This is a genomic window from Micromonospora sp. NBRC 110038, from assembly GCF_020884815.1.
Lineage (GTDB): Bacteria > Actinomycetota > Actinomycetes > Mycobacteriales > Micromonosporaceae > Micromonospora > Micromonospora haikouensis.
Window position 1 is genome coordinate 938,382 of record NZ_BBOL01000001.1, and the last position, 23,706, is coordinate 962,087.

General features: G+C 73.9%; 24 protein-coding genes. 16 read left to right on the forward strand and 8 right to left on the reverse strand.

Annotated elements, in window-relative coordinates:
• The first annotated feature begins 32 nt into the window (after positions 1 to 32).
• The 6 genes from LPU61_RS03975 to LPU61_RS04000 all read left to right on the forward strand — a co-directional run bounded on the left by LPU61_RS03975 (position 33) and on the right by LPU61_RS04000 (position 4,997).
• Complete coding sequence (locus LPU61_RS03975) at positions 33 to 677, forward strand: Na+/H+ antiporter subunit E (RefSeq protein WP_229404162.1); 645 nt, start codon at positions 33 to 35, stop codon at positions 675 to 677.
• Complete coding sequence (locus LPU61_RS03980; RefSeq protein ID WP_043962461.1) at positions 674 to 937, forward strand: monovalent cation/H+ antiporter complex subunit F; 264 nt, start codon at positions 674 to 676, stop codon at positions 935 to 937. Before LPU61_RS03975 ends, LPU61_RS03980 begins: the two co-directional genes overlap by 4 nt.
• 44 nt (positions 938 to 981) lie before the next feature.
• Positions 982 to 1,320: a monovalent cation/H(+) antiporter subunit G gene (mnhG, locus tag LPU61_RS03985; RefSeq protein WP_043964198.1), complete on the forward strand. Its 339-nt coding sequence runs from the start codon at positions 982 to 984 to the stop codon at positions 1,318 to 1,320.
• Positions 1,321 to 1,475: 155 nt separating this feature from the next.
• A complete protein-coding gene (locus tag LPU61_RS03990) occupies positions 1,476 to 2,864 on the forward strand; it encodes a hemolysin family protein (RefSeq protein ID WP_043962462.1) in 1,389 nt (462 codons plus the stop codon).
• The gene (locus tag LPU61_RS03995; protein WP_043962463.1) at positions 2,861 to 3,928 is read left to right on the forward strand and encodes a hemolysin family protein; all 1,068 of its coding nucleotides are present in this window, start codon (positions 2,861 to 2,863) and stop codon (positions 3,926 to 3,928) included. Before LPU61_RS03990 ends, LPU61_RS03995 begins: the two co-directional genes overlap by 4 nt.
• 139 nt (positions 3,929 to 4,067) lie before the next feature.
• Positions 4,068 to 4,997, forward strand: coding sequence for a sporulation protein (locus tag LPU61_RS04000; protein ID WP_043962464.1), 930 nt, complete (start codon positions 4,068 to 4,070; stop codon positions 4,995 to 4,997).
• A 10-nt stretch (positions 4,998 to 5,007) separates the two neighbouring features.
• Here LPU61_RS04000 and leuE read toward each other — a convergent pair whose 3' ends face one another.
• Together leuE and LPU61_RS04010 are read right to left on the reverse strand one after the other, a co-directional pair.
• Positions 5,008 to 5,676, reverse strand: a complete 669-nt coding sequence (gene leuE, locus LPU61_RS04005; RefSeq protein WP_043962465.1) for a leucine efflux protein LeuE — start codon at positions 5,674 to 5,676, stop codon at positions 5,008 to 5,010.
• A complete protein-coding gene (locus LPU61_RS04010) occupies positions 5,673 to 6,917 on the reverse strand; it encodes a bifunctional pyridoxamine 5'-phosphate oxidase family protein/GNAT family N-acetyltransferase (protein ID WP_043962466.1) in 1,245 nt (414 codons plus the stop codon). Before LPU61_RS04010 ends, leuE begins: the two co-directional genes overlap by 4 nt.
• A gap of 38 nt (positions 6,918 to 6,955) precedes the next feature.
• On the opposite strand from LPU61_RS04010, the gene LPU61_RS04015 reads away from it, so the two are divergent.
• From LPU61_RS04015 to rny, 7 genes are all read left to right on the forward strand, one after another.
• On the forward strand, positions 6,956 to 8,293 hold the full coding sequence (locus tag LPU61_RS04015) for an aminotransferase class I/II-fold pyridoxal phosphate-dependent enzyme (protein ID WP_229404164.1): 1,338 nt from the start codon (positions 6,956 to 6,958) through the stop codon (positions 8,291 to 8,293).
• 74 nt (positions 8,294 to 8,367) lie between these two features.
• Positions 8,368 to 9,072 carry a UdgX family uracil-DNA binding protein gene (locus LPU61_RS04020; protein ID WP_043962468.1) on the forward strand — a complete coding sequence of 235 codons (705 nt, stop codon included), beginning with the start codon at positions 8,368 to 8,370 and terminating at the stop codon, positions 9,070 to 9,072.
• A gap of 133 nt (positions 9,073 to 9,205) precedes the next feature.
• On the forward strand, positions 9,206 to 10,561 hold the full coding sequence (locus tag LPU61_RS04025) for an MFS transporter (protein WP_229404165.1): 1,356 nt from the start codon (positions 9,206 to 9,208) through the stop codon (positions 10,559 to 10,561).
• Positions 10,552 to 10,752, forward strand: a complete 201-nt coding sequence (locus LPU61_RS04030; protein ID WP_091277347.1) for a DUF3046 domain-containing protein — start codon at positions 10,552 to 10,554, stop codon at positions 10,750 to 10,752. Before LPU61_RS04025 ends, LPU61_RS04030 begins: the two co-directional genes overlap by 10 nt.
• A gap of 184 nt (positions 10,753 to 10,936) precedes the next feature.
• Positions 10,937 to 11,983, forward strand: a complete 1,047-nt coding sequence (gene recA, locus LPU61_RS04035; protein WP_043962471.1) for a recombinase RecA — start codon at positions 10,937 to 10,939, stop codon at positions 11,981 to 11,983.
• A 14-nt stretch (positions 11,984 to 11,997) separates the two neighbouring features.
• Positions 11,998 to 12,774 (forward strand): regulatory protein RecX, encoded by a 777-nt coding sequence (locus LPU61_RS04040; RefSeq protein ID WP_229404166.1) that lies wholly within the window; start codon positions 11,998 to 12,000, stop codon positions 12,772 to 12,774.
• 731 nt (positions 12,775 to 13,505) lie between these two features.
• Positions 13,506 to 15,272: a ribonuclease Y gene (gene rny, locus LPU61_RS04045; protein WP_229404167.1), complete on the forward strand. Its 1,767-nt coding sequence runs from the start codon at positions 13,506 to 13,508 to the stop codon at positions 15,270 to 15,272.
• A 103-nt stretch (positions 15,273 to 15,375) separates the two neighbouring features.
• Here the strand turns inward: rny and LPU61_RS04050 are convergent, their stop codons facing one another.
• The 4 genes from LPU61_RS04050 to LPU61_RS04065 all read right to left on the reverse strand — a co-directional run bounded on the left by LPU61_RS04050 (position 15,376) and on the right by LPU61_RS04065 (position 18,690).
• On the reverse strand, positions 15,376 to 16,260 hold the full coding sequence (locus LPU61_RS04050) for an amino acid ABC transporter permease (protein WP_308102552.1): 885 nt from the start codon (positions 16,258 to 16,260) through the stop codon (positions 15,376 to 15,378).
• Positions 16,257 to 16,931, reverse strand: a complete 675-nt coding sequence (locus LPU61_RS04055) for an amino acid ABC transporter permease (protein WP_229404169.1) — start codon at positions 16,929 to 16,931, stop codon at positions 16,257 to 16,259. The genes LPU61_RS04050 and LPU61_RS04055 overlap by 4 nt, the downstream gene beginning before the upstream one ends.
• Before the next feature lie 78 nt (positions 16,932 to 17,009).
• Positions 17,010 to 17,876, reverse strand: coding sequence for a glutamate ABC transporter substrate-binding protein (locus tag LPU61_RS04060; protein ID WP_229404170.1), 867 nt, complete (start codon positions 17,874 to 17,876; stop codon positions 17,010 to 17,012).
• 58 nt (positions 17,877 to 17,934) lie between these two features.
• Entirely contained in the window at positions 17,935 to 18,690 is a 756-nt protein-coding gene (locus LPU61_RS04065) for an amino acid ABC transporter ATP-binding protein (protein WP_043962476.1), read from the reverse strand.
• 194 nt (positions 18,691 to 18,884) lie between these two features.
• Between LPU61_RS04065 and selD the strand changes: the two genes are divergently transcribed.
• Both selD and LPU61_RS04075 read left to right on the forward strand, forming a co-directional pair.
• Positions 18,885 to 19,874 carry a selenide, water dikinase SelD gene (gene selD, locus LPU61_RS04070; protein ID WP_229404171.1) on the forward strand — a complete coding sequence of 330 codons (990 nt, stop codon included), beginning with the start codon at positions 18,885 to 18,887 and terminating at the stop codon, positions 19,872 to 19,874.
• A gap of 190 nt (positions 19,875 to 20,064) precedes the next feature.
• Positions 20,065 to 20,544, forward strand: coding sequence for a hypothetical protein (locus LPU61_RS04075; protein WP_043962478.1), 480 nt, complete (start codon positions 20,065 to 20,067; stop codon positions 20,542 to 20,544).
• A 114-nt stretch (positions 20,545 to 20,658) separates the two neighbouring features.
• On the opposite strand, the gene LPU61_RS04080 is transcribed toward LPU61_RS04075, so the two are convergent.
• The gene (locus LPU61_RS04080; protein WP_043962479.1) at positions 20,659 to 20,895 is read right to left on the reverse strand and encodes a DUF2277 family protein; all 237 of its coding nucleotides are present in this window, start codon (positions 20,893 to 20,895) and stop codon (positions 20,659 to 20,661) included.
• Positions 20,896 to 20,947: 52 nt separating this feature from the next.
• Here LPU61_RS04080 and miaB point away from each other — a divergent pair, with 52 nt between their 5' ends.
• Complete coding sequence (gene miaB, locus LPU61_RS04085) at positions 20,948 to 22,447, forward strand: tRNA (N6-isopentenyl adenosine(37)-C2)-methylthiotransferase MiaB (protein WP_043964202.1); 1,500 nt, start codon at positions 20,948 to 20,950, stop codon at positions 22,445 to 22,447.
• Between the two features lie 49 nt (positions 22,448 to 22,496).
• Here the strand turns inward: miaB and LPU61_RS04090 are convergent, their stop codons facing one another.
• On the reverse strand, positions 22,497 to 23,462 hold the full coding sequence (locus LPU61_RS04090; protein ID WP_043962480.1) for a polysaccharide lyase family 1 protein: 966 nt from the start codon (positions 23,460 to 23,462) through the stop codon (positions 22,497 to 22,499).
• Positions 23,463 to 23,706: the final 244 nt, after the last annotated feature.

Sequence of the window (23,706 nt, forward strand, 5' to 3'; positions counted from 1 at the left end):
GGCCGTCCCGGCGGTCCCGGTCGGGGTGCGTGGTGACCGGGCGGGCCGCCGGGGACCGGCGTCGGGGGCCGGTCGTCGACCCCGACGCCCCGGTGACCCGGGTGCGCGCCCGGCTCGGCCGCTGGCGGGACCGGCTGCTGACACTGGCGTGGATGGTGCTGATCTGGTGCCTGCTCTGGGGGCGGTTCTCCTGGGGCAACCTGCTCGGCGGGCTGCTCGTCGGCGGGGCGGTGCTGTCCTTCTTCCCCTTGCCGCCGGTCACCTTCGGCGGCCGGCTGCGCCTGCGGGCGCTGCTGGAACTGGCCGGCCGGTTCGTCACCGAGCTGGTCAGCGCGAGCATCCACGTGGCGCGGATCGCGGTGCAGCCGGGCTACCGGCCCCGCGGCGCGATCATCGGGGTACGGCTGCGCGTGCGCACCGACCTGAACCTGGCGCTCACGGCGGAGGCGATCTCGCTGGTCCCCGGCACCCTGATCGTCGAGGTGGACCGGGAACGGGGCGTGCTCTACGTGCACGTGCTCGACGTACGCGGACCGGAGGACCTGACCGGCAGCCGCGACCGGATCCTCGCCACCGAGGCCCGGATCGTCCGCGCGATCGGCTCGGCCGCCGAACTCCGCCTCCTCGCCGCCCCCGTCGCTCCCGTTCCTCCCACCGAGAGGGGGGCCGACCGGTGAAGGTCGTCCTCGCCACCGTGCTCACCGTGCTCCTGTCGGTCACCGCGCTGCTGGCGCTGGCCCGGATGTACCGCGGCCCGTCCCTGCTGGACCGCGTGATCGCCGCCGACGTCCTGCTCAACACGATGGCCGGTGCGGTCGGGGCGGAGGCGGCGGTCAACCGGCACGCCACCACCCTGCCCGTGCTCGTGGTGCTCTCCCTGCTCGGCTTCGTCGGCGCGGTGGCCCTGGTCCGCTTCGCCGTCCGGGAGGAGTCGTGAACGTGGGTGTCGTCGCCGCCCCCGGCTGGCCGAGCGGGGGTGTCGTGGCCGACTGGCTGGGCGCCGGCTGCCTGGTCGCCGGAGGGCTGCTCAGCCTCGCCGCCGGGATCGGCGTGCTGCGCTTCCCGGACGTGCTCGACCGGATGCACGCGGCCACCAAGCCTCAGGTGCTCGGCGTGCTGCTGCTGCTCGCCGGGGTGGCGCTGCGGCTGCGTACCCCCGACGACGTCGGCATGATCGTGCTGGTGGCGGTCTTCCAGCTGGCCACCGCTCCGGTGGCGGCCCAGATGGTCGGCCGCGCGGCGTACCGCTCGGGCCGGGTCGACCGCTCCCTCCTCGACGCCGACGAACTCGCCGACGAGGGGCGGGGAAGGGCACCTTGACCGGGGCCCTTCCCCCGCACCTTCAGCGGGCGCTCAGCCGACGCCGATAAAATGGGCGGCATGATCGACTCTTCTGCCCAGGAGGGCAGCAGTAGCCAGCCGGGTCGTGCCCGGCATCTTCCCGTCCCGACGACCCCGGGAGCCCTGAGCGACCCGTGTTGATCGTCGTCGGGCTTGCCCTCATCACCGTTCTCACCGCCGCCACCGGCTACTTCGTGGCCCAGGAGTTCGGCTACGTCGCCGTCGACCGGGGCCGCCTCCGGCAGCTCGCCGACGACGGCGACCAGGCCGCCGCCCGGGCCCTGGAGGTCACCGGTCGGCTGTCGTTCATGCTCTCCGGAGCACAGCTCGGCATCACCGTGACCGCGCTGCTGGTCGGCTACGTCGCCGAGCCGTACCTGGGCGCGGGGCTGGCCGAGCTGCTCGGCGTGGCCGGGGTCTCCACGGCCGTCGCCCTGCCGCTGTCGGTCGCGCTGGCGCTGGTCATCGCGACCGTGGTGCAGATGGTCCTCGGGGAGCTGGCCCCGAAGAACCTGGCCATCGCCCGCGCCGAGTCGCTGGCCCGGGCGCTGAGCCGGTCCACCCTGATCTACCTGAAGATCGCCGGGCCGGTGATCACCCTGTTCGACAAGGCCGCCGTGCGGCTGCTGCGCCGGCTCGGCATCGAGCCGATCGAGGAGCTGCCCAGCGGGGCCACCCCGGAGGACCTGGAGCAGATCATCGCCGAGTCCCGCGAGGAGGGGCACCTCGACGCGGAGATGTCCGACCTGCTCGACCGGGGGCTCGACTTCCGGGAGCTGACCGCCGGGGAGGCCATGGTGCCCCGGGTCGACGTGCACACCGTCCGGGCGCACGAGCCGCTGAGCCGGGTGGTGGAGCTGCTCGACACCGGGCACTCCCGGTTCCCCGTACGCGGCGCCGAGGGCGTCGACGACCTGGCCGGCGTCGTCGGCATCGCCGACGTGCTGGCGGTGCCCCCGGCCGAGCGCGCGACGACCCCGGTCAGCGCGGTGGCCGTACCCCCGTTGCTGGTGCCCGAGACGTTGCCGCTGCCGACGGTGCTGGACCGGCTGCGGTCCGGGCACCGGCAGCTCGCCTGCGTGGTCGACGAGTATGGCGGCTTCGCCGGCGTGATCACGCTGGAGGACCTGGCCGAGGAGCTGGTGGGCCCGATCCGCGACGAGGACGACCCGCCGGAGCGGGCGCCGGCCCGGCAGGACGACGGGTCGTGGGTGGTGCCGGCGCGCTGGCGGATCGACGAGGTCGCCGACAGCACCGGCATCGAGCTGCCCGAGGCACCGGAGTACGACACCGTGTCCGGGCTGGTCATGCGGGAGCTGGGCCGGGTGCCCGAGGTGGGCGACCGGCTGGAGATCGTGCTCCCCGTCGACGGCGACGCCGAGACCGAGGCGCGCGCCCTGGTCGAGGTGCTGGCCGTGGACCGGCACGTCGCCGACTCGGTCCGGCTCCGGCTCGCGGGCGGCACCGCCGCCGCCACGGGCCGGGCGGCGGGCAGCCGTCGGGACGGGGAGGCGGCGGCATGAGCCCCGGCATCGCCCTCGTCGTCTCCGTCGTGCTGCTGGCGCTGAACGGGTTCTTCGTGGCCGCCGAGTTCGCGCTGGTGGCCAGCAAGCGGTACCGGCTGGAGCAGGCCGTCGCCACCGGCGGCGGCCGGGGGGCCCGCGCGGCGCTGGACGGCGTACGCGAGCTGTCCCTGATGCTGGCCGGCGCGCAGCTCGGCATCACGCTGTGCACCCTGGGCCTCGGCGCGCTGGCCGAGCCGGCGATCGAGCACCTGCTCAGCCCGCTGCTGCACGCCGTGGGGCTGCCGGCCGCGGCGAGCCACGTCGTGGCGCTGGTCTTCGCCCTGGGCCTGGTCACCTTCCTGCACCTGGTGGTCGGCGAGATGGCCCCGAAGTCGTGGGCGATCACCGACGCGGAGCGGTCGGCTACCCTGCTGGCGCTGCCGTTCCGGGCCTTCGCCCGGGTGGCGCGGCCGGTGCTGTCGGCGCTGAACGCGTTGGCCAACGCGATGCTGCGGCTGGTGCGGGTGCACCCGCAGGACCAGCTCGCCCAGGTGCACGGTCCCGACGAGCTGCGGATCCTGCTGGAGCAGTCCCGCGAGCACGGGCTGCTCGGCGCGGAGCAGCACCGGATGCTCACCAGCATGCTGGAGCTGCAGGGCACCACGGTCGCCCAGGTGATGGAGCCCTTCGACCGGATCGTCACGGTCGGCCGGGAGGACCCGGCCGAGCGGGTCGAGCAGGTCTCCCGCGACAGCGGCCGGTCCCGGCTGGCCGTGCTGGACGCCGGCGGCGAGGTGTGCGGCCTGGTGCACGTGCGGGAGGCCGTGCGGGCCACCACGACGGGCCGGGCGGCGACCGCCGGGGAGCTGATGACCGACGCGTTCACGCTGCCGGCGTCCGCGTCGGTGACGGAGGCCGTGACCGCGATGAAGGGCCGGCGGGCCCAGCTCGCCCTGGTCCGCAACGGCGGCGGCCCGACCCGCCCGATCGGGTTCGTGGCGCTGGAGGACCTGCTGGAGGAGGTCATCGGCGAGTTCGACGACGAGACCGACCCGGTGCCCCGGGGCCGCCGGATGCGCTGACGCTCTCTGCCGCCCGTTGACGCCTGCGGCCGGCCCGGCACCACCGGGCCGGCCCCGGCGTCCGCGCCGGGCGGGCAGGACTGTCCGGCCGCCGGCGGGGAAAGCCGTGCCACCACTGAGGGGGTACGGAGGAAGCGCCGTGCGGCTGACCGGGGTGTCGCCGGAGTCCGGCTGGACCGGGCTGTCGGTGCGGACCACGCTGCCCAACCCGAGCACCCGTCCCGGGCTGCGGCTGCCCGGCCGGGTCACCCTGCGCGCCGGGCCGGACGACGTGCCGGTGCGGCGGCTGCGGCTCGGCCTGGTCAGCCAGGTCGAGCCGGACGACCCGGGCGCGCCGCGGCGGCTCGTCCAGTTCCACCAGGTGACGATCGCGGGCGCGTTCGTGGTGCCGGCCGGGCGGCGGCGGGCGGTCGACTTCGCCGTGCCGCTGCCCTGGGAGACCCCGGTGACGATCTTCGGCGGGGTGCCGCTGATGAGCCTGCGGATGGGGCTGCGCACGGAGGCGTCCCTCGACGTGGACCTGGAGCAGGGCGCGCTGGTGCCGATCTTCGTGCATCCCCTGCCGACCCAGCAGCACGTCCTCGCCGCGCTGGACACGCTCGGCTTCAGCATGCGCCAGGCCGGCCTGGTCGACGGCCGGCTGCCCGGGGTGGAGCAGGCGCTCCCGCTGCACCAGCGGCTCGGCTGGTGGGTGGCCCCGCTGTACGCCGGCCCGATCACCGAGCTGGAGGTGATCTTCGTGGCGAACTCGGCGGGCCTGGAGGTGCTCCTGTGGGCCGACCGCCGGCTCTCCCTCGCCGGCGTCACCCACCAGAGCATCAGCCGGTTCCGGGTCTGGCACGCGGGCGCGGACCGGCTCGACTGGGTCGCGGTGGTCGACGGCTGGCTGCGCCACGCGATCAACCGGCACGCCGCCGCGGCGTCGCACGCCCACTGGTCGGCCCGGATCACCGAGTCGGCGCACGTCAGCCGCCGCCCGGACCAGCCGGTCCGCCCCGGCTACGGCCTCGGCGGCACCGCCGGTGGGGCGGGCATCGGCGGGGGCGGCGGAGGCGGCGACGGCACCTGACGCCCGCCCCCTACACCGAGGCGGTGGCGAGCTTGACGCTGAAGCCCAGGAAGACCGCCGCCACGCCGGTGGTCGCCCCGGCGGCCAGCCGCCGCCGCTGCCGGAACTGCGCCGCCAGGAATGTGCCCGCGAAGATCAGCGCGGTCAGGTAGAGCGCGCTGGTGACCTGGGCGATCAGCCCGAGCAGCAGGAACGACAGCGCCGGCCAGGCGTACCCGGGGTCGACGAACTGGATGAAGAACGACACGAAGAACAGGATCGCCTTCGGGTTGAGCAGGCTGATCACCAGTGCCCGCCGGAACGGGCTGCGCAGCTCCGCCGGCTCGGCGGCGTCGATCAGGCGCGGCGTGGCGGGGTCGTTGCGGTCCCGCCAGCGCCGCCACGCGCCGCGCAGCATGGTCAGCCCGACCCACCCGAGGTACGCCGCGCCCGCGTACTTCACCACCAGGAACAGCGGCGGGTACGCCTTGAGCAGCGACGCCACCCCGGCGGCGGAGAGCGTCATCAGCGCGGCGTCGCCGAGGAAGACCCCACCGGCGGCCCGGTAGCCGGCGCGTACCCCGCGCTTGGCGGCGGTGGAGAGCACGAAGAGCGAGTTGGGGCCGGGGAGCAGCACGATCGCCACGGTCCCCAGCACGTACGTCCAGATGTCGGTGATGCCCAGCACGCCCGACATCATCGCGCCGGCACCGGGCCGGGGCGAAGCCGTTCCCGCAGCCTGGCCTGTGCGTTCGGCCACTCCTCGTCGGTCAGCGAGTACTGCACGGTGTCCCGCCAGGTGCCGTCGGGGCGCAGCCGGTGCCGGCGCAGCACCCCCTCCCGGGTGGCGCCGAGCCGCTCGATGGCCCGCTGGGAGCGTTCGTTGCGGATGTCGGTGTGCCAGACCACCCGTACCGCGCCCAGCTCCTCGAAGGCGCGGGTGAGCAGCAGCAGCTTCGCCTCGGTGTTGACGCCGGTGCGCCACCAGGGCCGGCCCAGGTAGGTGTAGCCGATGGCGACCGCCCGGCGGTCGGGGTCGACCTCGTAGTACGACGTGCTGCCGACGACCGCCCCGGTGACGGCGCAGCGCTGCACCCACGGCACCCGCTCCCCGCGGTGGTGGGCGTCGAGGGCGGCCCGGATCGTCTCGGCCGTGCCGGCCGGGTCGGCGGGGCGGTGGCTGCCCAGGTGCTGCCACACCTGCGGGTCGGCGGTGGCGGCATGCAGGTCGTCGGCGTGCGCGAGGTCCAGCGGTTCGAGGACGACGTGCGCGCCCCGCAGCGTGGCCGGCTCCAGCCAGGGCGAGCGGTCCGGCCGCAGGTACGCCGGCAGCGGCGCGGTCACCCCCGTGTCGGGCTCGGGCCGCCCGGCGGTCAGCCGCAGCGGCAGCACCCCGGCCCAGTGCGGCAGGTCGTGGTCGCCGGGTTCGTCGCGTACGCCGCCGGTGCGGGCGCGGACGGACACCTCGCGCAGCGGCAGCGCCAGCACGGCGGTCTCGGCGAGTTCGCGGCGGCTGGGCGGGCGGCTGTCGGCGCTGCGCCCGGCGGCGGCCTTCTCCACCAGGGCGGTCAGCACGGCCGACTTCTCCCCGGCGTCGGTGACCAGGTGCGCGGTGCCGTGCGCGACCACCGACCGGTAGTTGGCGCTGTGGTGGAACTGGGAGCGGCCGTAGATCAGCCCGTCGAGCAGGGTGACCGCCACGCAGACGGGCAGGCCGTCGCCCCGGGCGGCGAGCAGCGGCCGGCTGCCGGTGGAGCCGTGCAGGTAGAGCGTGTCGCCGACGCGGACGTGCAGGGTGGGCAGCACCCGGGGCTCGCCGTCGACCGTGAACGCGAGCGCGCAGTGGTACGCCTCGTCGAGCACGGCGTGCGCGGCGGCCCGGTCGTAGCTCATCCGGTCGCGGCTGCGGGTGGCGGTGGTCCGGGGGGTGGGTGGGTACATGCGAGGACCCGCTTTCGTACTAGTACAATCCTCGAATTGTGTCAGCACGCTATCAGGTCACCGGCCGGACGGCCGCCGAGATCTCCGCCAGCATCGAGTCGGGCGTCCGCGTCGGCGACCTGCCCGCCGGGGCCGCCCTGCCCCCGGTGCGGGCCCTCGCCGCCGAGCTGGGCGTCAGCCCGGCCACGGTGGCCCGCGCCTACCAGGACCTGCGCCAGCGCGGCCTGCTCGCCACCGCCGGCCGGCATGGCACCCGGGTCCGCCCCCGCCCGCCGGTCGCCACCCGCCGCGCGCTGCGCCCGAGCGCCGCGCCCGGCGTCCGCGACCTGTCCCTCGGCGAGCCCGACACCCGGCTGCTCCCGCCGCTCGGCCCGCACCTGGCCGCGCTCGCCGCCGACTTCGACACCCCCATCGGGTACGCGTCGGCCGGCGTCCTGCCCGAGCTGGCCGACGCGGCCCGGGAGCGGCTCGCCGCCGACGGGGTGCCCGCCGCCGACGTCACGGTCACCGGCGGGGCGCTCGACGGCATCGAACGGCTGCTCGCCGCCCACCTGCGCCCCGGCGACGCGGTCGCCGTCGAGGACCCGGGCTGGGCCAACCTCCTCGACCTCGTCGCCGCCCTGGGGCTGCGCCCGATCGGGGTGCCGGTGGACGACGAGGGCCCGATCGAGGCCGGCGTACGCGCCGCGCTGGCCGCCGGGGCCCGCGCCCTGGTCGTGACCAGCCGGGCGCAGAACCCGACCGGGGCGGCCGTCTCCGCCGACCGGGCCGCCGCGCTGCGCGCCCTCCTCGCCGGCCGCGAGGACCTGCTGCTGATCGAGGACGACCACGCCGCCGAGCTGGCCCGCGTACCGCTGCACCCGCTCGCCGGGGTGACCGGGGCGTGGGCCTTCGTCCGGTCGGTGAGCAAGCCCTACGGGCCCGACCTGCGGCTGGCCGTGCTGGCCGGCGACGAGGCCACCGTCGCCCGGGTCGCCGGCCGGGCCCGCGTCGGCGCCGGTTGGGTCTCCACCGTGCTGCAACGCCTCGTGCTCGCCCTCTGGCGTGACCCGGCCACGGCCGCCCTGGTCGACCGGGCCGGCGCCGACTACGAGCGCCGCCGGGGCGACCTGCTCGCCGCGCTGGCCGCGCGGGGGCTGGCCGGGCACGGCCGCACCGGCATCAACGTCTGGCTCCCGGTGCCCGACGAGACCAGCGCCGTCACCGCCCTGCGCGACGCCGGCTGGGCGGTGGCCCCGGGCGCGCTGTTCCGCATCGCCGCCACCCCCGGCGTGCGCGTCACGGTTGGCCAGCTGGACCCCGCCGACCTCCCGGCCCTGGCCGACGCGATAGCCAGGGCCGTCCACCCCCGCCCCCCGTCGGCCTTCACCGCCTGACGGGCCACCCCGGGCGGGGCGCGCCGGGTGGGGGTGCCCGCGTGGGCGCGGCCACGGCGGGTAGAAAGGTCGCCATGACCGACAAGACCGACACCGCCCCCGGTGCGCAGCAGTTCATCCCGCCGCAGGCCGACACCCTCGACGCGCTGCGCGCCGCCGCGGGCGGCTGTCAGGGCTGCGAGCTGCACCGGGACGCCACCCAGACGGTCTTCGGCCGGGGCGGTGCCGACGCCCGGGTGGTGCTGGTCGGCGAGCAGCCGGGCGACATGGAGGACCAGAAGGGGCTGCCGTTCGTCGGCCCGGCCGGTCGGCTGCTGCGCCGGGCGGTCGACGACGCCGGGCTCGACCCGACGGGGCTCTACCTCACCAACGCCGTGAAGCACTTCCGCTTCGAGCTGCGCGGCAAGCGGCGCATCCACCAGACCCCGGACCGGGTGCACGTCACCGCGTGCCGCCCCTGGCTGGTGGCCGAGTTCGCCCGGCTGCGCCCGGAGGTCGTCGTGGTGCTCGGCGCGACCGCCGCCAAGGCGCTGCTCGGCCCGTCGTTCCGGGTCACCCGGCAGCGCGGCACCCTGATGCCCTGGCCGGCGTCGGCCGAGCGGCCGGAGGACTTCGCCCGGGTGCCGGTCGACTCGGCCGGCGGGGTCGCCGACGCACCGGCGGCCCGGCTCCTGGCCACCATCCACCCGTCGGCGGTGCTGCGCGCCGACGACCAGGACACCGCGTACGCCGGACTGGTCGCCGACCTGAAGGTCGCCGCCGCCGCCCTGGCAGCCTGACCCACCAGGGTTCCGATCTTGGACAGTTGTCGTTGCGCCCCTCGGAGTCAACTGTCCAAGGTCCGGGGGGTTGCGTGAGGATGGGGCGAGCCGCACCCCCGCCGGAGCCCCGGCCGTCACCGAGGAGCCACCGATGGCCACCGACCTCACCGCGCCGGCCCCCAGCCGCGTCGACGTCGCCCCGATCCAGCGCCGCACGCTGCGGCTGCTCGTCGTGACCCAGATCATCGGCGGCATCGGGGTCACCATCGGCATCTCGGTCGGCGCGCTGCTCGCCGCCCGGGTCGCCGGCACGGCGGTCGCCGGCCTGGCGCAGAGCGCCGCCGTGGTCGGCGGCGCGTTGCTCGCCGTCCCGGTCACCCGGATCATGACGGGGCACGGTCGCCGGCCGGGGCTGGTCACCGCGTACCTGGTCGGGGCGGCCGGGGGCGTGCTGGTGGTGCTCGCCGCGGCGACCCGCCAGGTGCCGCTGCTCTTCCTCGGCATGCTGCTGTTCGGCGGGGGCTCGGCGGCCAACCTCCAGGCCCGCTACACGGCCGTGGACCTCGCCGAGCCGGCCCGCCGGGGCCGCCAGCTCTCCCTGGTCGTCTGGGCCACCACGATCGGGGCGGTGGCCGCGCCGAACTTCGCCGCGCTGGCCGACCGCACCACCCGGGGGTGGGGGCTGCCGTCGCTGGCCGGCCCGTTCGCGTTCAGCGCGGTGGCGTTCGCCCTCACGGCCGGCGTACTGCTGGTGCTGTTGCGGCCCGACCCGCTGCTGACCGCGCGCCGGCTGGCGGACGCCGAGGCCGCTGCCGACGCCGACGCCGCTCCCGCTGCTGCCGACGCCGGCAGAGCCGCCGGGCCGGCGGCGGACCGGCGGCGCGGCGCGGGGATGCGGACCGCCTGGCGGGTGGTCCGCGAGCGGCCGGCGGCCCGGCTCGGCATCGCCGCCGTCGCGGTCGGCCACCTCGTGATGGTCGCGGTGATGTCGATGACCCCGGTACGCCTCGGCGAGTACCACGACGACTCCGCCGTGCTCGGGGTGGTCGGGGTGGTGCTCAGCCTGCACATCGCCGGCATGTACGCGTTCTCCCCGGTGGTCGGCTGGCTCACCGACCGGCTCGGCCGGCGGCCGGTGATCCTCGGCGGCCTGGCCGTGCTGCTGGTCGCCTGCGCGGTGGCGGGCGCCTCCGGGCACCACACGCCCGGCCTCTCGGTCGGCCTGGTCCTGCTCGGGCTCGGCTGGTCCGGGACCATGGTGGCCGGCTCCACCCTGCTGTCGGAGTCGGTGCCGGCCGACGTGCGGCCCAGCGTGCAGGGGCTCTCCGACCTGACGATGGGCCTGGCGGGGGCCGCCGCCGGGGCGCTGAGCGGGTTCGTCATGCAGGTCGCCGGGTATCCGACGCTGACCCTGCTGGCCGCGATCGCGACGGTGCCGCTGCTGGCGCTAGCGTTGCGTGCGGTGCCCGGGCGGGCGCCGGACGAGGAGGACCGACCGTGCGGCTGACCGACTTCTGGGCCCGGCTGGAGGAGGCGTTCGGCCCGGGGTACGCGGCCAGCATCGCCTCGGACCAGGTGCTGTCCCAGCTCGGCGGGCGGACCATCGAGCAGGCCCTCCGGTCGGGTGAGCAGACCCACGTCGTGTGGCGGGCGGTGGTCGCCGCGTACCCCGACCGGGTGCCCGCGCGACTACGCTGAGCAGCCTTTTCTTTCCTCCCGCGTGTCGCTTGCCGAGTCGTACACCTGTTCGGCTATTGTCCACAGCGGGGTGCTCGTCCACAGCTCGCGGCCCGTCGGCTGGTTTTCTGTCGGACCCAGCGCCTAGCGTGTCCGCGTGACGCGAAGCTCAGGAAAGACGCCGGCGAAGGCAGGGGTGGCAACGATGGCGGCAGGTCCTGACCGGGAGAAGGCGCTCGACCTTGCTCTCGCTCAGATCGACAAGCAGTTCGGCAAGGGTTCGGTGATGCGCCTGGGGGAGCGCCCTGTCGTGCAGACCTCGGTCATCCCGACCGGGTCCATCGCCCTCGACGTGGCCCTCGGCGTGGGGGGCCTGCCCCGGGGCCGGGTGGTCGAGATCTACGGCCCGGAATCCAGCGGTAAGACGACGGTGGCCCTGCACGCGGTGGCCAACGCCCAGCGGGCCGGCGGCATCGCCGCGTTCGTCGACGCCGAGCACGCGCTCGACCCGGAATACGCGAAGGCCCTCGGCGTCGACACCGACGCCCTGCTGGTCTCGCAGCCCGACACGGGCGAGCAGGCGCTGGAGATCGCGGACATGCTGGTCCGCTCCGGCGCGATCGACATCATCGTGATCGACTCGGTGGCGGCCCTGGTGCCGCGCGCCGAGATCGAGGGTGAGATGGGCGACAGCCACGTGGGCCTCCAGGCCCGGCTGATGAGCCAGGCGCTGCGGAAGATCACCGGTGTGCTCAACAACACCGGCACCACGGCGATCTTCATCAACCAGCTCCGCGAGAAGATCGGTGTCATGTTCGGCTCGCCCGAGACCACCACCGGTGGCCGGGCGCTGAAGTTCTACGCCTCGGTCCGGCTCGACGTGCGCCGCATCGAGAGCCTGAAGGACGGCACCGACGTGGTCGGCAACCGCACCCGGGTCAAGGTGGTGAAGAACAAGGTCGCCGCGCCGTTCAAGCAGGCCGAGTTCGACATCATGTACGGCAAGGGCATCTCCCGCGAGGGCTCGCTCATCGACGTGGGCGTGGAGCAGGCGATCATCCGCAAGTCCGGCGCCTGGTACACGTACGACGGCGACCAGTTGGGCCAGGGCAAGGAGAAGGCCCGCGAGTTCCTCCGCGAGAACCCGGACGTGGCGGCCGAGATCGAGAAGAAGATCCTGGAGAAGCTCGGCGTCGGGGTCGGCGCGGGCGACGCCGCCGGTGGCCCGGAGCTGCCGCCGGTCGACTTCTGACCGGCCGCTGACCAGTGACAGGACGACGCGCCCGCACGGGGCGGGGCTGGGATGCCAGTCCGCCCCGCGCGGGTGACGCCGATGGCCCGCCCCGTCCCCGGCGCGGCCGGCGCGGTTCCTCCGGCGGGGCGTTCTCCCCGCAGGTCGACGCCGATGCCCCGGGCGACGCCGACGACCGGGGTGCCGCCGGGGTGCCGCAGGACGCCGATGCCCCGTGCGGCACGGGGGCTCCGCCTCGTGACGAGGCGGAGCTGGCCCGGGAGATCTGCCTGCGCCAGCTCGCCGTGCGCCCGCGCACCCGGGCCGAGCTGGCTGCGGCGCTGGCCAAGCGGGGGATCTCCGAGGAGGTGTCCGCCGGGGTGCTCGACCGGTACGACGAGGTCGGCATCATCGACGACGCCGCGTTCGCCCGCGCCTGGGTGTCCAGCCGGCACGCCGGCCGGGGGCTGGCCCGCCGGGCCCTTGCCAACGAGCTGCGGCGGCGGGGCGTGGACGGTGAGGTGGCGAGCGAGGCCCTCGACGAGCTGGACGAGGAGACCGAGGCCGAGACGGCCCGGGCGCTGGTCGACCGGAAGCTGCGTACGGCCCGGGGGGAGCCGGACGCCGTCTTCCGTCGCCTCGTCGGCATGCTCGCCCGCAAGGGCTACCCGCCGGGGGTGGCGATCCGGGCGGTGAAGGACGCGCTCGCCGCGCAGAGCGCCGAGGCGGCCGAGTTCGCCGACGGCATCGACGCCGACGCGCTCGCCGACGCGGAGGGCGACCTCACCCCGGACACGCGCCCGCTCGACTGAACGGCCGGGCCGAGACGCCCGGTCGGTGGGCGAGCCGCCGCAGCCCGGCCCGGCCGGGTGAGCACGCCGGTGCGACCCGGCCGAGGGGTGCCGACGATTACGGCGGCGCCCGCCGGATCCGGTCTTCTTTGTCCGGTCGTGTCCGGCGTGCCATCAGCGTTGGGTGACTCGTCAACTTCTCTCCGTTCGGGGGGTTTGATCATGAGTCCTTGACCAGACGGCACCCGGAGACCTAGCCTCGCCATACAGGCTCACATTGCCCGACCAAGCGCAAGCAAAGCGCACAACATAGATCGCGTAACAGAACAGCATCACTTTGGCCGGCTCGCCGGCCTGCGGTGTCAGCTCCGGACAGGCCGGTCCGGGGCCGGCACGACAACTGCACCCGGCCGTCGGCGATGCCCCGTGGGCACCGTCGGCGGAAAGCTACCCACGGCCAGTCGCTCAGGTCGGGCGTCTCAGAGCCGCAGCGCACGTGCCCACCCGGCACGCTCACTGCGGCGCCGACGTTCAGGGGAGGCGGCCATGGCGGGGCGGCAGAGGTCCACGGGTGGTCCCGGCGGGACGGCGGTCGGCGACGGCGCACGCCGTGGCGCACGGGCGATGGCCAACAACGGTGCACGGGCGGCCGCCGGCAGCGTTGCGCGACCGGTGGCCGGCAGCGTTACCCGACCGGTGGCCGGCAACGGCGTACGGGCGGCGCAGTCCCGGTCCGGCGCGGGGATGCGGCCGTGAACGCCTTCGACGCCGTCCTCCTCGGGGTGGTGCTGATCCTCGTCCTGGTCGTGGTCGGCGCGGTGCTGGTGGGCGTGCGGACGATGCGCCGGCTCAGCGCGGCACCCCGCCCGGAGGACCCGGCCTACATCGCCGAGAAGGACCGCCAGGAGCAGTCGCTGGCCGCCCTGCGCACCGCCGCCGACGAGGTGAACAGCACCATCGACGTGGCCAAGTCCGCCGCGTCGGCGGCGCGCGCCGAGGCCGCCGCCGCGAAGGCCGAGGCGAAGGCGGCCCGGGCCGAGGCCCGCCGGGTGCTCGACGACGCCCGCGCGGAGGCCGACACCGTCCTGGAGCGGGCCCACAAGCAGGCCGAGGCCGACGCCGAGCAGCTGCGCACGGCGGCCCGCCGCAGCGGGGAACGCGAGGTCGCGGTGCTCGCCGCGACCACCCGGGAGCAGGCCGCCGAGGTGGAACGGCGGGCCGCCCGGATGGACGAGCGGGAGCGCCTGCACACCGAGGAGGTGGAGCGGCTGGCCGACCGGGAGCGGCAGCTCACCGCCGCCAGCGCCGCCCTCGCCGCCCGCGAGTCCGCGCTGGCCGAGCGCGAGCAGGCCGTCGCCGAGGCGGAGGAGCAGCGCCGCCGCGAGCTGGAGCGCGTCGCCGGGCTCACCGCCGACGCGGCCCGCACCGAGCTGATCGAGGTGATCGAGACCCAGGCGAAGCGGGAGGCCGCCCTGCTGGTGCGGGACATCGAGTCCGACGCCCGCAACACCGCCGAACAGCGCGCCCGGCACATCGTGGTGGACGCCATCCAGCGGGTGGCCAGCGAGCAGACCGCGGAGAGCGTGGTCAGCGTCCTGCACCTACCCGGGGACGAGATGAAGGGGCGGATCATCGGCCGGGAGGGGCGCAACATCCGCGCCTTCGAGTCGGTCACCGGGGTCAACCTGATCATCGACGACACCCCGGAGGCCGTGCTGCTGTCCTGCTTCGACCCGGTGCGCCGCGAGGTCGGCCGGTTGACGCTGGAGAAGCTGGTGCTCGACGGCCGGATCCACCCGCACCGGATCGAGGAGGTCTACGACCTGGCCCGGCAGGAGGTGGAGCAGCTCTGCCACCGGGCCGCCGAGGACGCCCTCGTCGAGGTCGGCATCACCGAGATCCACCCCGAGCTGGTGAGCCTGCTCGGGCGGCTGCGCTACCGCACCTCGTACGGGCAGAACGTGCTCAAGCACCTCGTGGAGACCGCGCACATCGCCGGGATCATGGCCGCCGAGCTGCGGCTGGACGTGCCGACCATCAAGCGGTCGGCGTTCCTGCACGACATCGGCAAGGCGCTCACCCACGAGGTGGAGGGCAGCCACGCCATCATCGGCGCCGACCTGGCCCGCAAGTACGGCGAGAGCGAGGACGTCGTCCACGCGATCGAGGCGCACCACAACGAGGTGCCGCCGCAGACCATCGAGGCCGTGCTCACCCAGGCGTCCGACGCCTGCTCCGGCGGGCGGCCGGGGGCGCGGCGGGAGAGCCTTGAGGCGTACGTCAAGCGGCTGGAGCGGATCGAGGAGATCGCGGCCGGGAAGCTCGGCGTGGAGAAGGTCTTCGCCATGCAGGCGGGCCGGGAGATCCGGGTGATGGTCAAGCCCGACGACGTCGACGACATCGGCGCGGCGGTGCTGGCCCGGGACGTGGCCAAGCAGATCGAGGAGGAGCTGACCTACCCGGGGCAGATCCGGGTGACCGTGGTCCGCGAGTCCCGGGTCACCGAGATCGCCCGCTGAGCCGGCGGGGCCCCATCCCGGGCCCGGGTTGCCGGGGCTGCGGGACGGGGCCGTGACCGTGCGGGATTGCAGGGGTGGGTCGGGCGGCGTCGCGTTGCCGGGCTCAGCCCTGTGGCTCGGTGACCGCCTGCTCAAGGACCGGGGCCGGGCCGGTGGTGGTCTTCTTCGTGGCGCGGAAGCCGCGTCGCTGGGTGCGCCGGTCGAGCCAGCCCGCCAGCATGGTGATCAGCGAGTTGATCACGATGTAGATTGCGGCCACCACGATCGCCGCCGCCACCACGTTGCCGTAGTTGGCCGAGAGGTCGTTGACGCCGCGCTGGAGCAGTTCGGGGAAGGCCACGATGTAGCCGAGTGCGGTGTCCTTGAGCAGCACCACCAGCTGGCTGACGATCACCGGCAGCATCGCCCGGGCGGCCTGCGGCACCAGGATGAGCTGCATGACCTGGCTCTTGCGCATGCCCACCGCGTAGGCGGCCTCGGACTGGCCCCTCGGAATCGAGCGGATGCCGGCGCGGAACGCCTCGGCGAGCACCGACCCGTTGTACAGGGTGAGGCCCACGACCACGGCCCAGAACGCCGAGACGGGACCCTGGATGAGGAACGGCACGCCGTAGAAGATGAAGAAGATCATCAGCAGCAGCGGCACGGCCCGGAAGAACTCCACCACGACGCCGGACGGCACCCTGATCCACCAGCGGTCGGAGAGCCGCCCGACGGCGAAGACGATGCCGAAGGCGAGCGACAGGACCATCCCGGTGGCCGCGGCGAGCAGGGTCTGCCGCAGGCCGGGGATGACGAACTGGGTCCAGGTGTCCGGCTCGGTGAAGGGCCGCCAGAGCCGACCCTCCCACTGGCCGGCCTCGTCGAACCTGCGGTAGACCCACCAGAGCAGGGCGACGAGGCCGACGCCGAAGACGACGCTGAGCACCGCGTTGCGGACGCGGGCGCGGGGCCCCGGGTGGTCGTACAGGACCGTGCTGCTCATCAGCGCTTCACCGCCATTCGGTTGGCCAGCCAGCCGAAGAAGTAGCCGGTGGGGATCAGGAGCGCGGCGAAGGTGCCGGCGAACACCAGGAAGATCGGGATGACCGCGTCCCCGTTGCTGTTGATCAGGTCCTTCATCACGCTCGACGCCTCGATGAGGCCGATGGTGCCGACGATCGTCGCGTTCTTGCACAGCGCGATGAGCACGCTGCCCAGCGGCGCCACCACCGCCCGCCCGGCCTGGGGCAGGATCACGATCCGCAGCGTCTGGAAGAAGGTCAGCCCGATCGCTCGGGCCGCCTCGGCCTGGCCGGCGGGGACGGTGTTGATGCCCGAGCGGACCGACTCGCAGACGAACGCGGCCGTGTAGACCGACAGGCCGACGACGCCCAGCCAGTAGTTGTTCAGGTCCAGTTCGTCGGAGAGGCTCAGCCCCAGCGTGGAGAAGAGGCCGAAGTAGCAGAAGAAGACGATCAGCGTCAGCGGTGTGTTGCGGAAGATGTTGACCCAGGCGGCGCCGACTCCGCGCAGCACCGGCACGGGGGAGACCCGGAACGCGGCGAGCAGCACGCCCAGCACCAGCGCGAAGAACGCCGACGCGCCGGTCAGCTTGAGGATCCACAGGAAGCCCGACACGTACGCGTCGAGGTTGGTCTGATCAGCGAATACGTGCATCCGTCGACTCCCGGGGCAGGTCGTCCGCGTCGTGACGGTCCGGGGCCGGCACCACGAGGGCGCCGGCCCCGACCTCCGTCAGACGCTGCCGCAGTTGGTCAGCTTGGTGGTGTCCAGCTCGGGCGCGGCCTTGCCGCTCTTGCCCAGCGTCGAGTCCCAGGCGGCCTTGTAGGAGCCGTCCGAGGCGGCGGCCTTGAGGATCTCGTTGACCTTCTCGCAGCCGTCCTTGTCGTCCTTCTTCAGGCCGATCCCGTAGGGCTCGCTGGAGAAGGGCTTGCCGACCACCTTGAACTTGCCGGCGTACTGCTCCTGCGCGGCGTAGCCGGCCAGGATGATGTCGTCGGTGGTCACCGCGTCCACCTGGCCGTTCTCCAGCAGCGGCAGGCACTTCGAGTACGAGTCGAACTGCTGGAGCTTGGCCTTCGGGTGCTCGGTCTGGATCCGCTTGGCCGGGGTCGAGCCGGTCACCGAGCAGACGGTCTTGCCGTCCAGCCCCTCCGGCCCGGCGAGCGTGGAGTCCGCCTTGACCAGCAGGTCCTGCCCGGCGATGAAGTACGGCCCGGCGAAGCTGATCTTCTGCTTGCGCTCGTCGTTGATCGTGTACGTCGCCACGACCAGGTCGACGGTGCCCTGCTGGATGAAGGGCTCCCGGTTGGCGGAGACGGTGGTCTTCCACTCGATGCTGCCGGCCTCGACGCCGAGGCCCTTGGCGATGATCTTGGCGATCTCGACGTCGAAGCCCTCGTACGTGCTGCCGGTCTGGAGGCCGAGACCGGGCTGGTCCGCCTTGACGCCGATCACCAGCTTCTTCTGGCTCTCTGCCTTGCCGATGATTCCCTTGGCGCCCGAACCACCGGACTCGCCGTCGCTGTCGCCGCCGCAGGCGGCCATGCCGACCGACAGGGCAGCGGCCATGGCGACGGCCGCCACGCGCTTCATACGCATACTTCTCTCCTTCTTCGACGGAGCCCGCCGGGGGACGACGCGCTCCACGGACGGACGCCTAGTGCGTCAGGATCTTCGACAGGAAGTCCTTGGCGCGCTCGCTGCGCGGGTTGGCGAAGAACTCGGCCGGGGGAGCGTCCTCGACGAGCTGGCCGTCGGCCATGAAGATGACCCGGTTGGCCGCGTGCCGGGCGAAGCCCATCTCGTGGGTGACCACCACCATGGTCATACCGTCGCGGGCCAGGGAGGTCATCACCTCCAGCACCTCGCCGACCATCTCCGGGTCGAGCGCGCTGGTGGGCTCGTCGAACAGCATCGCCTTGGGCTGCATGGCCAGCGCGCGGGCGATCGCCGCCCGCTGCTGCTGGCCGCCGGAGAGCTGGGCAGGATACTTGTCGGCCTGGTTGGCGATGCCGACCCGGTCCAGCAGGGCCAGCCCGCGCTCGCGTGCGGCGGCCGGCTTCTCCTTGCGGACCTTGACGGGGCCGAGCGTGACGTTCTCCAGGATCGTCTTGTGCGCGAAGAGGTTGAACGACTGGAACACCATGCCGACCTCGCTGCGCAGCCGGGCCAGCGCCTTGCCCTCGGCGGGCAGCGGGGTGCCGTCGAAGGTGATGGTGCCGGAGCTGATCGGCTCCAACCGGTTGATCGCCCGGCACAGCGTCGACTTGCCCGAGCCCGACGGTCCGATCACGACGACGACCTCGCCCCGGCCGACCGAGAGCGAGACGTCCTGCAGCACGTGCAGCGGCCCGAAGTGCTTGTTGACCCCGTCCAGCACGATGAGCGGTTCGGCCGTCGTCACGTCGTCCACCGTCCCTGTCGTCACGTACGTCTGGGTCGGATGACCCCCGGTCCGGCCACTGTAGGCGGGCCGACATGGCGGATCGCCACTCATCTGGTCACGGTGCGGTAACACCGGTAACGATCCGCGCCGTGAGTCCGGTATCCGTCTCGGACCGGTCCGTTCGGCTGGCGGCGGGGCCGGATCGAGGCGATCATGGGGGGATGACCGAGCCGGTGCGACTGACCGACTACGCCCGTGGCGGCGGCTGCGCGTGCAAGATCCCGCCCGGCGAGCTGGAGGCGATGGTCGCCGGCCTCGGCCCGGCCAGCGGCACGGCCGACCTGCTGGTCGGGCTGGAGAACGGCGACGACGCCGCGGTGGTCCGCCTCGACGAGCGTACCGGCCTGGTGACCACCGCCGACTTCTTCACCCCGGTCGTCGACGACGCCTACGACTGGGGGCGCATCGCCGCCGCCAACGCGCTTTCCGACGTGTACGCCATGGGCGGCACCCCGCTCGTCGCGCTCAACCTGCTCTGCTGGCCGCGCGAGCGGCTGCCGCTGGAGCTGGCCCGGGAGGTGCTGCGCGGCGGCCAGGACGTGGCGCGGGAGGCCGGCTGTCACCTGGCCGGCGGCCACAGCGTCGACGACGACGGCCCGAAGTACGGGCTGGCGGTCACCGGCGTGGTCCGGCCCGAGGAGCTGATCACCCTCGACGCCGGGCGGGCCGGGCTGCCGCTGTCGCTGACCAAGCCGCTCGGCGTCGGGGTGCTCAACACCCGGCACAAGGCCACCGGCGAGCGGTTCGCCGAGGCGGTCGCCTCGATGGCGGCGCTGAACCGGGACGCCGCCCGGGCGGCGGTCGCCGCCGGCATCCGGTGCGGCACGGACGTGACCGGGTTCGGCCTGCTGGGGCACGCCTCGAAGCTGGCCCGGGCCAGTCGGCTCACGGTGGCGATCGACGCGGCCCGGGTGCCCTACCTGCCGGGCGCGCGGGAGGCGCTGCGCGACGGGTACGTCAGCGGCGGCACCCGGCGCAACCTGGACTGGGTGACGCCCTGGACCGACTTCGGCGCCGCCGACGAGGGGGAGCGGCTGCTGCTGGCCGACGCGCAGACCTCGGGCGGGCTGCTGGTCGCCGGGGAGCTGCCGGGGGCCACGGTGATCGGTGAGCTGCTGCCGCGCGGCGAGCACCTGCTGGTCGTGCGCTGACGGCGACGGGCTGGCACCATAGCCGATAAAGTGTCATCTTTCCGCCACTGTCCGCGACGGCGGTGCAGGAAATTTTGCCCGGAATGGTCACAGACCGGTAACTTGCCCCCGGCTGCGGTCAAATGCCCCCCACCATCGTCAGTAAGGCCCGATCCGGAGGCCGGTGGGACGAACGCAGCGAGGAGGCGGCGTGACCGAGCTGTGGAACTGGAGAATCGACGGGGCACCCCCGGTGGAGGTGTACCCGGCGCTGGCCGAGGCCCTGGGGCGGGTGGTGATGCCGCTCGCGGTGGCCGACCCGGCGCGGCTGCCGACGTACGCGGTGATCTGCGACGTCTGGGAGGCGCCGGGGGTTTTCGGCACCATGGTGGACTGCTACGGGGTGCCCGAGAGCCTGACGGAGCTGCCCTGCGTCGCCGCGCTGGCCCGGCTGCTCGGCCGCAACTGCGTGCTGCGCGACGACACCCTCGACGCCGGCCGGCACCTGCTGGTCGCGCCCGACGGCACGATCCGCCCGGTGCACTTCGACGTGCGGGAGACCGACGACGGCGAGGTGCTGAGCAACCAGCGGCTGTGCACCGTGGCCCACCCCGGCTGCCGGGGCTGGTCGCGCTGCCACCGGTCGAGGTGGGCCCCGGACTCGGTCTTCCCGGCCCTCGCCGCGGCCTGACCGCCGGGGCCGACCGACCCGGAGCCCCGGGCGCCGCCCGGCGGCCCCGGTCCAGCCCGGCCCCCGGCGGCCCCGGTTCAGCGTTCGCTGGCCCGGGGCCGCGGCGTCCCCGGCTCAGCCCTCGGTGGCCGGGCGCTGCGGGGCGCCGCCGCGCACCACGAGCTGGTCCAGCAGCGTCGCGGTGGCCTCGGCGACGGCGGCCACCGCCGCGTCGAACGCCGCCGCGTTGTGCGCGGCCGGCGCGCGGAACCCGGAGATCTTCCGGACGTACTGCAACGCCGCCGCCTCGATGTCGGCCCGGCTCACCTCCGGCACGTACGGCTCACGCAGGGTCTTGATGCTGCGGCACACGGCTCCTCCTCGTTCGGGTTCTGTCGGCTCGTGCGGATACGCTGTGCGGGTCATGACTACCGCAGCCGCGGGCAGCCCGCGCACCTACCAGGTGCGCACGTACGGCTGCCAGATGAACGTGCACGACTCCGAGCGCATCTCCGGCCTGCTGGAACAGGCCGGCTACGTGCGCGCCGCCGAGGTCGACGGCAACCCCGACGTGGTGGTGTTCAACACCTGCGCCGTCCGGGAGAACGCCGACAACCGGCTCTACGGCAACCTGGGTCACCTGCGCCCCGTGAAGGACAAGCACCCCGGGATGCAGATCGCCGTCGGCGGCTGCCTCGCCCAGAAGGACCGCGGCGACATCGTCCGCAAGGCCCCCTGGGTGGACGTGGTGTTCGGCACGCACAACATCGGCTCGCTGCCGGCGCTGCTGGAGCGGGCCCGGCACAACGCCGCCGCCGAGGTGGAGATCCTGGAGTCGCTCGACGTCTTCCCCTCGACGCTGCCGACGCGGCGCGAGTCGACGTACGCGGGCTGGGTGTCGATCTCGGTGGGCTGCAACAACACCTGCACGTTCTGCATCGTGCCGTCCCTGCGCGGCAAGGAGAAGGACCGCCGCCCCGGCGACGTCCTCGCCGAGGTCCGCGCCCTGGTCGACTCGGGCGTGCTGGAGGTGACCCTGCTCGGGCAGAACGTCAACTCCTACGGCGTCGAGTTCGGCGACCGGTACGCGTTCGGCAAGCTGCTGCGCGCGTGCGGCGAGATCGAGGGGCTGGAGCGGGTCCGGTTCACCAGCCCGCACCCGAAGGACTTCACCGACGACGTGATCGCCGCGATGGCCGAGACCCCGAACGTCTGCCACTCGCTGCACATGCCGCTGCAGTCCGGCTCCGACGACGTGTTGAAGGCGATGCGCCGGTCGTACCGGTCGGAGAAATACCTGGGGATCATCGAGCGGGTCCGGGCGGCGATGCCCGACGCGGCGATCACCACCGACATCATCGTCGGCTTCCCCGGCGAGACCGAGGCCGACTTCCAGCGCACGCTGGACGTGGTCCGCGAGGCCCGCTTCTCCTCGGCGTTCACGTTCCAGTACTCGAAGCGCCCCGGCACGCCGGCCGCCACCATGCCCGACCAGTTGCCCAAGCAGGTGGTGCAGGAGCGCTACGAGCGGCTGATCGCGACGGTGGAGGAGATCACCTGGGCGGAGAACCGCAAGCTGGTGGGGCAGCAGGTCGAGGTGCTGGTCGCCGTCGGCGAGGGCCGCAAGGACGAGCGCACCGGCCGGATGTCGGGCCGGGCCCGCGACGGCCGCCTGGTGCACTTCGACGTGGGCTCACTCGCCGGCCAGGTCCGCCCCGGCGACATCGTGCACACCACGGTCACCTACGCCGCCCCGCACCACCTCAACGCCGACGGGGAGCCGCTGGCGCACCGGCGCACCCGGGCCGGCGACGCCGCCGAGGCCGGCCGCGCCCCGCGTACCCCCGGAGTGTTGCTCGGGCTGCCGACGGTCGGCGCGCCGGCCGCCGCGCCCGCGCCGGCGACCGGCTGCGCGGCGCACTGAGGCGATCGGGGCCCGCCGCACCGGCGGGCCCCGACCAGGCTGCGCAGGGTCAGACCGAGATCCGACCCGCGCCCGCGCCGCCCGTCACGATCGACTTGACGCTGCTCGCGCTGTCGAGGGTGTACGAGTACGGGATGCTCTTCACGCTGCCGCCGGTCTGGCCGCTGCCGGAGCTGACGAAGTGGTTGTTCCGGGCGACCAGGGTGCCGGGCCCGGAGCTGCCCTCGCCGAGGTGGAACGGGTCGCTGACGCTCTCGAAGTAGTTGCCCTCGACGAGCACGCCGGCGCTCATGGTGGAGGCCACGCCGTAGCCGCTGTTGCGGTAGTAGTAGTTGTTGTAGACGTGCACCGGGTTGCCGAAGCGGACCCGGGGGTGGCGCTGGGTGCTCGCGTCGAACCAGTTGTGGTGGTAGGTCACCCGCAGGTGGCCGGTGTCCTGGCTGGCGTTGTCGTCGCTGTGCCCGAGCAGCATCGACTTGTCGTGGTTGTAGACGCGGTTCCACGACACGGTGATGAAGTCCGAGCCGCGCTTGATGTCGACCGCGCCGTCGTAGCCGCCGGTGAAGGTGTTGTGGTCGACCCAGACGTTGGTCGCCGACTCCTGCACGTTGATCGCGTCGTCGTTCCAGCTGGTGAACGTGAGGTTGCGGATGATCACGTTGCGGTCGCCGCTGATGTTGAAGCCGCAGCCGGAGATGGTCGCGCCCGGGTTGCCGAGGATGGTCTTGTTCGACCGGACCCGCAGCATGCCGGAGCAGCTGATGGTGCCGGAGACCCGGATCACCGCCGCGCTGCTGGACCCGACGGCGGTGGTCAGCGCGGAGGCGCTGGTGACCGTGGTGGTCGCGGCGCCGCCGCCGCCCGTGGTGCCCCCGTTCTGGGTGGCCCAGCCGACCAGGTCGGTGGGTCCGGCCGAGGCCGGGGCGGTGGCGACGGTGAGGGCTCCGGCGACGAGGGCGGAGGCGGTGGCGGCTGCGGCGAGCAGCGTGGTGCGACGTCGTGCCGTGATGCGCATGTGCTTCCCTTCGGTGGTCGCGGGTGCGCGGACCGGTCGGCCGACCGCTGACGCCGGTGCCCGGTGTGGCGTCTGGGTCGGCCGGAGACGGTGGTCCTGGTCCCCGCCGGTGTGGACTGCCCTGGGTGAGAAGCGGCTCCCGTGCTGGCCCGCCGAATGACTCAGGCAAGCGCTTTCCGATGTAAACACAGACATAGATCGATGTAAACCCTTTGTGCCAACCATCCCGACCTGCGCAAAGATC

Coding starts and splice junctions, on each gene's coding strand:
- miaB (WP_043964202.1), top strand. CDS start 20,948: ATGACTACCGCAGCCGCGGGCAGCCCGCGCACCTACCAGGTGCGCACG.
- LPU61_RS04090 (WP_043962480.1), bottom strand. CDS start 23,462: ATGCGCATCACGGCACGACGTCGCACCACGCTGCTCGCCGCAGCCGCC.
- LPU61_RS04055 (WP_229404169.1), bottom strand. CDS start 16,931: ATGCACGTATTCGCTGATCAGACCAACCTCGACGCGTACGTGTCGGGC.
- recA (WP_043962471.1), top strand. CDS start 10,937: ATGGCGGCAGGTCCTGACCGGGAGAAGGCGCTCGACCTTGCTCTCGCT.
- LPU61_RS03995 (WP_043962463.1), top strand. CDS start 2,861: ATGAGCCCCGGCATCGCCCTCGTCGTCTCCGTCGTGCTGCTGGCGCTG.
- LPU61_RS04060 (WP_229404170.1), bottom strand. CDS start 17,876: ATGCGTATGAAGCGCGTGGCGGCCGTCGCCATGGCCGCTGCCCTGTCG.
- leuE (WP_043962465.1), bottom strand. CDS start 5,676: ATGATGTCGGGCGTGCTGGGCATCACCGACATCTGGACGTACGTGCTG.
- LPU61_RS04010 (WP_043962466.1), bottom strand. CDS start 6,917: ATGTACCCACCCACCCCCCGGACCACCGCCACCCGCAGCCGCGACCGG.
- selD (WP_229404171.1), top strand. CDS start 18,885: ATGACCGAGCCGGTGCGACTGACCGACTACGCCCGTGGCGGCGGCTGC.
- LPU61_RS04025 (WP_229404165.1), top strand. CDS start 9,206: ATGGCCACCGACCTCACCGCGCCGGCCCCCAGCCGCGTCGACGTCGCC.
- LPU61_RS04020 (WP_043962468.1), top strand. CDS start 8,368: ATGACCGACAAGACCGACACCGCCCCCGGTGCGCAGCAGTTCATCCCG.